The organism is Acinetobacter sp. ACNIH3 (genome assembly GCF_002918965.1).
GTDB classification, from domain to species: domain Bacteria; phylum Pseudomonadota; class Gammaproteobacteria; order Pseudomonadales; family Moraxellaceae; genus Acinetobacter; species Acinetobacter schindleri.
This window is the reverse complement of sequence record NZ_PQLP01000064.1, coordinates 1-10761: the sequence shown is the minus strand read 5'-3', so window position 1 is coordinate 10761 and position 10761 is coordinate 1. Positions and strand designations below refer to the sequence as shown.

The window sequence follows — 10761 nt, the reverse complement described above, 5'->3', positions numbered from 1 at the left end:
TTTGTGCCATTTTTCTTTATACTGTCACTTAGGCAGGCTGGACACTTGATTTCTAGAGTTATTCGCATTTCTCTATTTTATCAAAATCCAACCTGCTTTTTTTCAGCATACTTTTTGAAACACCACCCCTAATTGTTTAAGCTTTGTCTTCAACCTTTGGACTGTAGCTAAATCTCTCTTACCCCAAACATAAGCAACAATCTCACCTGTTTCTCGATGGTAGGCGTAAATAAGCCATTGTTTATTATTTTTATTTCCAACAAAAGTCCAGAATTCATCTACTTCGAGAGATTCATAATGACTTTGTTTAGGCTGAATTTGATAGGCCGATTCAGTTAAAGTCCGTAAGACTTTACCGATACTAATGCGCTCAACTTCAGCGATATCTCGTATACCGCTGCCTCTGACCATTAACTGTAATATTTTACGAGTAATGCCAGAATTACATCCTAGATAGCTCAGAGCATGGTCACCAATAAACTGACGTTTGCAGTCTTTGCATTGGTAGTTTTGTTTCCCATCTACTTTGATGCCATTTTTCTTTATACTGTCACTGAGGCAGGTTGGACATTTGATTTCTAGAGTTATTTGCATTTCTCTATTTTATCAAAATTCAACCTGCTTTTTTTTAGCATACTTTTTGATACACCACCTAATATTGAAAATGCGCTGCACGGAGTTTCGTTGTCCTTGGCGACTATCCATAAAGTACTATCCACCCATTAAGTCAAACCGATTAAAAAATTCCGTCGTAAAGTAGATTACATTTGTTATGAATGTCCATTACCAGGCGATAGAATTCAAATGGATACCTGTAAACTGGGTCCCTGGACTATATCAGTACACATCTATCGATGACTGCACACGATATCGCGTTTTAAGGATATATAAACGCCGAACAGCTGCGATACACTCGACCTTTTAACTGTGTAATTGAAGAAATGCCTTTTCCCATACAGCGAATACAGACCGATCGTGGACGAGAATTCTTTGCTGAAAAAGTACAGAAAAAATGATGCAGTATGGAATCAAATTTAGGCCAAATAAACCGGGTTCACCTCATCTGAATGGCAAGGTAGAGCGCTCACAAAAGACTGATAAATCTGAGTTCTACGCTACTGTAGATATCGATTCAGAGGAAATTCAGAGTAAACTGGCAGAATGGCAGCATTACTATAACTGGATGAGACCACATTCAGCTTTGAAAGATAAAATACCGATGGAAAGGTACTTTGAATTATGTGAAGAAACTCCTTTCTTAGATGAAGTCCAGAAGCAATACGACCCCTCAAATGAACGGATTCAACATGCCAATTACAAGATGTATTTAGAGATTGCTAAATTGAAACGATCTTTATGAATTACGTATCTATATCATTTTTACTAATATAAAAACATATGAATAAAAATCACGCCCCGTTTAACTGGCAATAGTTTTTGAACCCTGGTATAAAAGCTTAAAAAAATCTAGCAAGTCTTTATTTAATGTCAATACTCATCCAGTATTGAGGTTTTTTATCTTTTCTTGCCTGTGATCTAGGTTGTAATACTCTAATTTCATACTCACCTGAAGCAGGTAAAATATAAATACCATTATCATCAAGCTCTGGAGAATATTCTCCAAGATTGATGGAGTCTTTTAATTGATTACCCCATAAGTAAGCTTCAACATTTCCTCCAGTCAACTTCACTTTTAACTTTTGCCCTTTTTTAGCATAAAATTTGTAGGAATCATACTTGTATCCATCTATCCTTCCGTAATAATTTGCAGAGTAAGCTTTTTTAGCAAACTTAACTACAATAGTCTTTCGTATATCATTGTTATCATTTGCAAGTACGACAGGGCTAACTATAGTTAAAGTTAGGGCTATCAAAGCGCCAGCTAGTAATTTCGTATTCGCTATTTCCATAAGGTTACCCTAATTCTTGTATCGCTCCTGACATAATAATATAACTAATAAGTAACCATGAATCATAGAGCAGAAATGTGAATAGTCATAACATGGGGTTACACTTCAAATGCCAATTTAAGACTTGCAAAATTAATGGTTAATTAATTGGTTACTAAGGACTAGCCAATCTAAATATAAATTTTATTTAACAATTACTTATAGAAATATGTGATGCGTATGATACGCATCATATGAATATCGCTTAAATTTGTTATAATTCAATTGAGCAGTGCCATTTGTGGTTAGGTTAAAAATTCATGAGTCTTACTGAAATTAAGGTACGTCAAGCTAAATCAAAGGAAAAAATCTATTTTCTGGCAGATGATGACGGCTTAAGTTTGAAGGTAGAACCAAACGGACGTAAATCTTGGAGTTACCGCTATTCACTTGCAGGGACAAATAAACGTCCTCGCATGAAGTTGGGTGAATATCCTGTAATGTCCTTGAAAGAGGCCAGATCAGTCCGGGATGAATATAAATTTAATAATTATGAAAATAAACCACTGCATAAAAAATACATCAAAACTTTTCAGGATATTTGTGAAGAGTGGTTAGAATTTAAAATTAAAAATTCCTTTGAAGATGAACCACGATGCGGTGTAATTCAGCTCGCAAAAAAATGTTTAGATCAGGATGTTTATCCAAATATTGGACTAATGCCATTTATTGAAATTAAAAGATATGATCTAGTTAAGATTATTAAAAAGATAGAATCTAGAAATGTAAAAGAACCTGTAAAGAAAGCCTATAGTTATTTAAATCAGATTTATGATTATGCGGTAGCGATGGGGTATTGTGAATATAATATTGCACATGGACTTCATAAAATATTAGTCAACAATAAGATTAAGAAAAACTATCCTCATTTGAATTCAGATGAACTATCTAATTTCTTAGCTAAATTAAATCAGATTAATACAGATCCTATTATTAAAAAAGCCCTGTTATTTAAATTATATACAGGCGTCCGTGGTGGAGAATTATTGCTTTGTGAACCACATCACTTCGATCTAGATAAAAAAATATGGAAAATACCAGCCTTACATATTAAACAATATAGAAGAAAGGTTATTTTAGGTCATGATATCCCTGATTTTTTTGTTCCACTATCTGATCAAGCACTTGAAGTTGTGAAATCAGCACTCGTTTGGTCTCATGGCGAGAAATATGTGTTTTCTAGCCCCCGAAATAATAATAAACCTATTCATTTTAATACCCTGAACTTGATTATCAGAAAAATGGGATATACTAAAAATGAATTAACTTCTCATGGGTTACGATCGACATTTAGTACCATATTAAATGAATCCGGTTTATTTCAATCAAATTGGATTGAAGCACAGCTATCTCATACTGATAAAAATAAAACCCGTGCAAGTTATAATCATGCAGAATATTTTAATCAGCGTATGGAAATGATGCAATGGTGGGGCGATTTTATTGATAGTTGTACTGTAAATTAATGGTTATGAAATCTAAGTTTTAATTAGAATAGGCTTTGTTGCACAAACCTATTCACCGCCATAAATCATTATCTAAAATTGCATCTCGTGGTAAAAGCTCAATGGGCCGGTTCTATGGCTATAAATTACATGTTGTGATGAATCAACTTAGAGAAATAGTCTGTTCACAATAATGATTTCTCTTAACTCGTAAAGTTTATGACGGTGTTGAACGTGTTCAATTGAATCTTAAGCAAGGTAAATGGATAGAAGAGAACTTCATTAAGTCGTATCAAAATATTCTTGAAAAATAGGCATTTCATTTCGCATTAGAGCGAGAATCTCATGAGAAAGTTGCCTGATTGAATGTATTGAATAGATTCATTGCATAATTGTTGACTAAAATTTTCTATATCAGCCTGTTTAAGATTAATCGGGCTGATTCTGTTAGGTCGAATATAATAGCGACCTGCTTTAATCATTTTTATTTGAACTTTATTTTATGTCACAGCTTGCTTCCCATTTTAAGCACAATCAGTTTTGTATTTTGTTGGAATATTTAAGTTCTGCTAAGGGCATTGCAGTACCAATGTCTTTAGCAGAATTTCCATGTGCGATCACTTTGGCAGATCGAGTGCATGCCGATAGTGATTTGCCACCACTTGAATGTGCGAAGACATTTCCTTCATCAGTGGAAAAAATCATCCATTATTCAGGGAAAGGTCGGGATATTACTGATTTTGAGACCTTCTTAAAATTAACTCAAGCTTCGGGACAAAAAAATTTACTGCTTCTCACAGGTGATAAGTTAAAAGGGCATACAAATGGTCAAGATGGAACGAATCGCACCCGATATTTAGAGTCTGTAAATGCGGTCATGGCCGCAAAGTGTTATGGTGGATTTCATATTGGTGTAGCTTTTAATCCCTTTAAATATGCTGAAGCTGAACGTGATGCACAATATTTAAAACTTCACAAAAAGATTAAAGCAGGAGCAGACTTTATCGTTACCCAGTTGGGTTACGATATGGAGGCTTTAAAACAAGCCAAGGCTTTTTTAAATCGTCATCGATACCCACAAAATATACTTGCTTGTGTTATGCCACTTAGTTTGGCACGTGCCAATTTTATGGTGAAACATAATGTCGCAGGAATTGTGATTACACCACACATGTTACGAGCGTTGGCTCAGGAAGAACAGGATGGACGAACTGAGAATGCTTATAAACGTTGTGCTATACAAATATTGATGTGTAAATATTTGGGTTTTGCAGGTGTGCATCTTTCAGCATGCCATAAGCCTGAAGAGCAAAAGCTTTTAGAAAAATATATTGAACAATATCGACATTATGGTTTACAGGAACTCGAAGCACTCTGGAATGCACTGTGGCAAGTGAAGACTAAAAATGAACTCGTGCCAGAATTAGCTTATTATTCCCGCCAACCATCCTCTAGCCAGCTTATTAAATATCAGCAATTGCATTTCATGCACAAGGCTCTATTTGAGTCCAAAATTGCCAAAGGTGTGGGGCATTTTATTTTTAAAGCCTCACTCTGGGAAAATACTCCTGCAGCAAAAGCATTGTTAAAAACTGAATTTATCTCTAAGCAAGGGGTCGTGGGTTGTGAAAGTTGTGGTCAATGTAGGTTAGGAGATACTTTATATATTTGCCCTGAAACTTGTCCCAAAGGATTGGCGAATGGTCCTTGTGGTGGTACGACATTGGATCTCTGTGAGTTTGGAGATCGTGAATGCATTCATTCTGTGAAAGCCCGACTTGCCAAAGCCGTGGGACAGACTGACGTTCTAAAAGAAAAACTGATTCCAACTGTACCCATTGAAGTCCGTGGAACCAGTTCCTGGAAAAATTGGTATCTGGCGACTGAAGCTTAGCTTTCATCATCCATGGCATTCGAATAAAATTTCACGCCCAATTTGATGCGATCACGACCTTGGCTCATACGCCAACGGTTGGTATCACGTAAGGAGTATACACAGCCACAATATTCTTGTTGGTAGAATTCTTCCTTCTTGCTGATTTCAAGCATACGAACAGCACCACCATTTTTACGCCAGTTGTAGTCCCAATAGGTGATACCTTCATAATGTGAAGCAGAACGATGCCCACAATCATTGATCTGCTTCATATCTTTCCAACGAGAAATACCCAATGAGCTACTAATTAGGCTGAAGCCATTTTCAGCTGCATAAAGGGCAGTCCGTTCAAAGCGCATATCAAAACACATGATACAGCGAATACCTTTCTCTGGCTCATTTTCCATGCCTTTGGCACGTGCAAACCAATTGTCTGTATCGTAATCACAGTCAATAAAAGGAATATTATGTTTTTCTGCAAAGCGAATATTTTCTTCCTTACGGATTTCATATTCCTTGACAGGGTGAATATTGGGATTATAAAAAAAGATCGAAAAGTCGATGCCTGATTCAATTAGGGTTTCCATCACTTCACCCGAGCATGGTGCACAGCAGGAGTGAAGCAGAAGCTTGTCATGACCTGCTGGGAGAGTCAATTTCTGACGTTCAAGTTTGTTTGACATAGTTATATGGGTTTAAATCTAAACCCTATATTTTAACGATTTAATTAGATAGTAAGGATTTGATATACTGATATTTTCTAAGGTTAAGATGAAAGAAATTCACTAATTGAAATTTAATAAGAACGGCTTTGTTGCACAAACCTATCTGTAAAGGCTTTTCAGCGATATAATTTTCAAATGAATAAGCCTACACATAAAATCTACCGCACAACCAATTGGTCCGCATATATAACCGAGCACTCATGAGTCGCGGAAATATTGCCATTTGGTTTGATCCTGCTACGCAATGGTATGCGCCATCAAAAGGCAAACAAGGGCGAAATCAAACCTACTCCGACGCAGCCATCCAATGCTGCTTAATGATTAAATCCTTATTCCGTCTGTCTTTACGTATAGTCACTGGCTTTGTGCAAAGTCTGATTAAACTTTGCGGATGAGCAGCCCCGAATATCAGTGATATTCGTACACCACGCTTTGTAGAAGATAAAAGCATATTGATATTGCAATCAGCTACCAAAAAAGTAGCGATGGGCTACATCTACTCATGGACTCTACAGGCATGAAGTTTCTAGGTGAGGGCGAGTGTAAGCGCAAGAAACATGGACCTGAATGTCGTCGCCAATGGCGTAAACTACAATTGGTATAGATGCTAAAACCCCTCAAATACGCGCTATTGAGCTCACAACCAATAATGTCAGTGATTCACAGGTGCTTGGTGATTTACTTGATCAAATTCCACAAGATGAGCGGATTGACTCTGTTTATACCGATAGAGTTTATGACACCAAGCAATGCCGTCAGGTCATTGCAGATCGGCAAGCGCATATGGTGATTCCACCTAGAAAAAATGCGAAACCACGGAAAGATACAAAGAGTAGCTCGCTAGAACGAAATAAATTACTTCGAACAGTTAATCTTGCGAAGCAGTGCTTCTCAGGTAGGACACTATGGAAAAAATGGTCAGGCTATCATCGGCGAAGTTTGGTTGAAACCAAGATGCACTGCATTAAATTATTAGCAGATAAACTCAGTGCAAGGAGCTTTGATAGCCAAGTGAATGAGATTCATGCACGTGTAGCAGTCCTCAACAGATTTACGGAATTAGGTCGACCACTTACCCAAGTTACGCCTTAAATTTGGCTCAATTAGGGGCGCTTTGCATTTCAAATCTTTGTGCAACAAAGCCTTTACACATACTTGATAGTTGGAGATTTATTATCTTTAGTAGAGTTGCAAAAAACATTATCAATTTCAGATAAAGATTTTAGATAGCCACTTAACTTACTGAATAACTAAAAATCCTCAGAATCTTTAATTTATTAAGATGAGTATTTCTCATCTTAAGCTGAATTTATATCGTTTTACTCACTTTCTTATTCACGTTTAAATACAGCCATTCAGAAATTTAGCTTTTTATAAAATTTTTAGGTGGCAATCTCCATGAGTACAGCATTTGAGTGTTCAATTAAACGTATCCGTTTTGATGAGAATTATACACCAGCAGAAAGCACACGTTTAACCACAAACTTTGCCAATTTGGCACGTGGGGAAAGCCGTGAAGAAAACTTGCGTCGTACCCTTGCGATGATCAACAACCGTTTTAATAGCTTGGCAACCGTTGATAACCCGAAAGGTGATCGCTATTCACTTGAGATTGACATCATTTCTGCTGAAATTGATATCGAAGGTAATGGTCAAACTTTCCCATTTATTGAAACACTGAAAAGTGTAGTGATTGACCATAAAACAGGGGAGCGTATTGAAGGCATGATCGGCAATAGCTTCTCATCTTATGTGCGTGATTACGACTTCAGCGTAGTATTGCCTCAATTGGGTTGTGGTGTAGGTGAAAAACCTGAAGATTTTGGAGATCTACATGGTAAATTGTATCAACATTTGGTGAATTCAGATGTATTTAAGGCAGAATTTACCAAGCCACCTGTGATTTGTTTAAGTGTTTCAACCTCTAAAACCTATTACCGTACGGCAAACGTACATCCTATTTTAGGTGAGGAATATACCAATGATGAATATTCACGTACCGATGAATATTTCGCCAAAATGGGCTTACGTGTACGTTACTTCAAACCAGAAGGTGGTAATGCACCATTAGCATTCTATTTCGCTGGCGACTTAGTCCGTGATTATACTGATTTTGAATTGATCAGCGCGATTGCAACCATGGAAAGCTTCCAAAAAATTTATCGTCCTGAAATTTACAACACCAACTCTCCGGCAGGTGTGGAATATCAACCAAGCTTGAGCTATGGCGATTACTCACTGACACGTATCGTTTATGACCGTGTTGAACGTGCTGAGTTAGCGGTTAAGCAAGGTAAATGGACAGAAGAAAACTTCATCAAACCATATCAAGATATTTTAAATGAATGGGCAGCAAACTTTAAGGTCGAAACAGCTGCTTAAGACATCGAATTGACACACAGACTGACGAATTTTAGAGAAAGAAGATTAGACATGGCGCTTACACAACCGAAACTTTTACTCCCAACTTCAACTGCGGGTAGCTTGCCAAAACCGTCTTGGTTAGCTGAACCTGAAAAATTATGGTCTGCATGGAAGCTTGAAGGCGAAGAATTATTAGAAGCTAAACGTGATGCTTTGAAATTATCATTACATGAGCAAGTCACTGCAGGTATCGATATCGTGAGTGATGGTGAGCAAACCCGTCAGCACTTTGTAACCACGTTTATTGAACATCTTGAAGGTGTAGATTTCGAAAAGCGTGAAACCATGCGTATTCGTAATCGTTATGATGCAAGTGTACCTTCAGTTGTGGGTGAAGTTTCTCGTAAAAAAGCAGTGTTTGTAGACGATGCGAAATTTTTACGCAGCCAAACCAGTCAGCCAATTAAATGGGCGTTGCCTGGTCCAATGACCATGATTGATACACTTTTTGACGGACACTACAAGAGTCGTGAAAAACTGGCTTGGGAATTTGCCAAAATTTTGAACCAAGAAGCTTTAGAACTTGAAGCAGCAGGCGTAGACATTATTCAATTTGATGAACCTGCGTTTAACGTATTCTTTGATGAAGTGAATGACTGGGGTGTACCAACCTTAGAACGTGCACTTGAAGGTCTAAAGTGTGAAACTGCAGTTCATATTTGCTATGGTTACGGCATTAAAGCCAATACAGATTGGAAACAAACTTTAGGTAATGAATGGCGTCAATACGAAGAGTCATTCCCGAAACTACAACAATCTAAGCTCGATATTATTTCACTTGAATGCCAAAACTCACGTGTACCAATGGATTTAATCGAATTGATCCGTGGTAAGAAAGTGATGGTGGGTGCAATTGATGTGGCAACCACTCAAGTGGAAACTGCAGAGGAAGTAGCAAATACGCTACGCAAAGCATTGCAATTTGTTGATGCAGATAAACTGTATCCTTCAACTAACTGTGGTATGACACCGCTATCTCGCCAAGTGGCACGTGGCAAACTTGAAGCTTTAAGCGCAGGTGCTGCCATTGTTCGTAAAGAGCTAGAAGCTTAATCAAACGTAGTCTCGTGCGAAGCAGAACAAATCATCGCAAGGTCATTTGTCCAGCTTTATGCGCGAGCACGTGATATGTACATTTGAGATGAAAGAGATGATTGAAGCAACAGACTTTAGAAATGCAATGTCCTTACTCACCACAGCAGTGAATGTTATTACGACTTCGGGTGAAACAGGTATGCATGGATTTACTGCATCTGCCGTATGTAGCGTGACGGATACACCGCCAATGTTATTAGTCTGTATGAATCAATCCTCCCGTTCACATGCCCATTTTGTTGAAAATAAAGTCTTGGCTGTAAACGTACTAAGTACTCAGCATGAACAGCTTTCAAATGCCTTTGCTTCAAGTAAATTCAGTTCTGAACAGCGTTTTCAACTGGGCGAGTGGGGCGGTTTAGAGACAGGCTCGCCGATTCTGCAAAATGCTTTGGTCAGTTTTGACTGTCAGATTGAGAATATTCAGCAAGTGGGTACACACAGTATTTTCATGTGTCGTGTGCTTCAAGTTCAACAAAGCGATCAAGAAGAAAGCTTGGTCTATTTTAACCGTGCTTATCATCAAGTAGGGCAGTTAGAACACGCTTAACTCAATACCTTAATTCTTTCATTTTTTAAAGTTAGTCTATTGTGGAACTTATAACCTTTTTAGTCATCGGTGCTTTTGCTGGTTTTGCAGCAGGGCTGTTTGGTGTCGGCGGTGGTACGATTATTGTACCACTGCTTTTTATTGTCTTTACCCAAATGGGCTATGACCCCGATGTGGTTATGCACCTCGCATTAGGCACGTCTTTGGCAACCATTGTTGTAACCTCGATTAGCTCATTGATGGCGCATCATAAAACTGGTGCTGTGATTTGGCCTGTTTTTAAAAATCTAGCGCCACCTATGGCGATTGGTTGTTTTTTTGGGGCAGGTATTGCTGGTTTGATATCAGGATTACATCTACAAATCATTGTTGGCTTATTTCTGATTTGGGTCGCATATACGATGTTTACAGGTGCCAAAAAAGCAATTGACCCAACGAAAACGTTACCCTCATCAGGTCAACAAGTTGCTGCAGGTAGTGTGATTGGGGTTGCATCAGCAATCTTTGGTATTGGTGGTGGAAGTCTGACGGTTCCATATCTGAATCGCTATGGTGTGGTCATGCAGAAGGCTGAACCGTACCGGGTTTGTCGGAGAGTCAATATTCTGAGATGAGAAGCATTGCTTCGCAAGACGTAGCGAAGCGTAGTGTCCCGATGACAAAATTAAAATATACCCCTGAAATCAGAGAAAGAGCG

7 protein-coding genes and 6 pseudogenes are annotated in these 10761 nt (G+C 38.0%); 10 read left to right on the top strand and 3 right to left on the bottom strand.

Annotation, left to right across the window (positions count from 1 at the left end; translation table 11 throughout):
* Positions 1–108 precede the first annotated feature (108 nt).
* A pseudogene (locus tag C3420_RS15475) lies at positions 109–594 on the bottom strand (IS1 family transposase); the annotation flags it as partial.
* 75 nt (positions 595–669) lie between these two features.
* Here C3420_RS15475 and C3420_RS15465 point away from each other — a divergent pair.
* Positions 670–1360 (top strand): annotated as a pseudogene (locus C3420_RS15465) (integrase core domain-containing protein); the annotation flags it as partial.
* A gap of 118 nt (positions 1361–1478) precedes the next feature.
* Here the strand turns inward: C3420_RS15465 and C3420_RS15460 are convergent.
* Positions 1479–1910 (bottom strand): PPC domain-containing protein, encoded by a 432-nt coding sequence (locus tag C3420_RS15460; protein WP_004780041.1) that lies wholly within the window; start codon positions 1908–1910, stop codon positions 1479–1481.
* Between the two features lie 299 nt (positions 1911–2209).
* On the opposite strand from C3420_RS15460, the gene C3420_RS15455 reads away from it, so the two are divergent.
* From C3420_RS15455 to C3420_RS15440, 4 genes and pseudogenes are all read left to right on the top strand, one after another.
* Positions 2210–3415: a tyrosine-type recombinase/integrase gene (locus tag C3420_RS15455; RefSeq protein ID WP_004281814.1), complete on the top strand. Its 1206-nt coding sequence runs from the start codon at positions 2210–2212 to the stop codon at positions 3413–3415.
* A 50-nt stretch (positions 3416–3465) separates the two neighbouring features.
* Positions 3466–3582: pseudogene (locus C3420_RS15450) on the top strand (transposase); the annotation flags it as partial.
* Between the two features lie 24 nt (positions 3583–3606).
* Positions 3607–3708: pseudogene (locus C3420_RS15445) on the top strand (putative oxygenase MesX); the annotation flags it as partial.
* Between the two features lie 188 nt (positions 3709–3896).
* Entirely contained in the window at positions 3897–5288 is a 1392-nt protein-coding gene (locus C3420_RS15440) for a methylenetetrahydrofolate reductase C-terminal domain-containing protein (protein ID WP_004281811.1), read from the top strand.
* Here the strand turns inward: C3420_RS15440 and C3420_RS15435 are convergent.
* The gene (locus C3420_RS15435; RefSeq protein ID WP_004281809.1) at positions 5285–5953 is read right to left on the bottom strand and encodes an epoxyqueuosine reductase QueH; all 669 of its coding nucleotides are present in this window, start codon (positions 5951–5953) and stop codon (positions 5285–5287) included. The genes C3420_RS15440 and C3420_RS15435 overlap by 4 nt on opposite strands.
* 177 nt (positions 5954–6130) lie before the next feature.
* Between C3420_RS15435 and C3420_RS15430 the strand changes: the two are divergent.
* From C3420_RS15430 to C3420_RS15410, 5 genes and pseudogenes are all read left to right on the top strand, one after another.
* Positions 6131–7087, top strand: a pseudogene (locus C3420_RS15430) (IS5 family transposase).
* 306 nt (positions 7088–7393) lie between these two features.
* Positions 7394–8377 carry a putative oxygenase MesX gene (locus C3420_RS15425; protein WP_004281805.1) on the top strand — a complete coding sequence of 328 codons (984 nt, stop codon included), beginning with the start codon at positions 7394–7396 and terminating at the stop codon, positions 8375–8377.
* Positions 8378–8428: 51 nt separating this feature from the next.
* Positions 8429–9472 (top strand): methionine synthase, encoded by a 1044-nt coding sequence (locus C3420_RS15420; protein ID WP_004281804.1) that lies wholly within the window; start codon positions 8429–8431, stop codon positions 9470–9472.
* A 97-nt stretch (positions 9473–9569) separates the two neighbouring features.
* Positions 9570–10064: a flavin reductase family protein gene (locus C3420_RS15415; RefSeq protein ID WP_005100646.1), complete on the top strand. Its 495-nt coding sequence runs from the start codon at positions 9570–9572 to the stop codon at positions 10062–10064.
* A 41-nt stretch (positions 10065–10105) separates the two neighbouring features.
* A pseudogene (locus tag C3420_RS15410) lies at positions 10106–10636 on the top strand (sulfite exporter TauE/SafE family protein); the annotation flags it as partial.
* Positions 10637–10761 lie beyond the last annotated feature (125 nt).

Coding starts and splice junctions, on each gene's coding strand:
- C3420_RS15460 (WP_004780041.1), bottom strand. CDS start 1,910: ATGGAAATAGCGAATACGAAATTACTAGCTGGCGCTTTGATAGCCCTA.
- C3420_RS15455 (WP_004281814.1), top strand. CDS start 2,210: ATGAGTCTTACTGAAATTAAGGTACGTCAAGCTAAATCAAAGGAAAAA.
- C3420_RS15440 (WP_004281811.1), top strand. CDS start 3,897: ATGTCACAGCTTGCTTCCCATTTTAAGCACAATCAGTTTTGTATTTTG.
- C3420_RS15435 (WP_004281809.1), bottom strand. CDS start 5,953: ATGTCAAACAAACTTGAACGTCAGAAATTGACTCTCCCAGCAGGTCAT.
- C3420_RS15425 (WP_004281805.1), top strand. CDS start 7,394: ATGAGTACAGCATTTGAGTGTTCAATTAAACGTATCCGTTTTGATGAG.
- C3420_RS15420 (WP_004281804.1), top strand. CDS start 8,429: ATGGCGCTTACACAACCGAAACTTTTACTCCCAACTTCAACTGCGGGT.
- C3420_RS15415 (WP_005100646.1), top strand. CDS start 9,570: ATGATTGAAGCAACAGACTTTAGAAATGCAATGTCCTTACTCACCACA.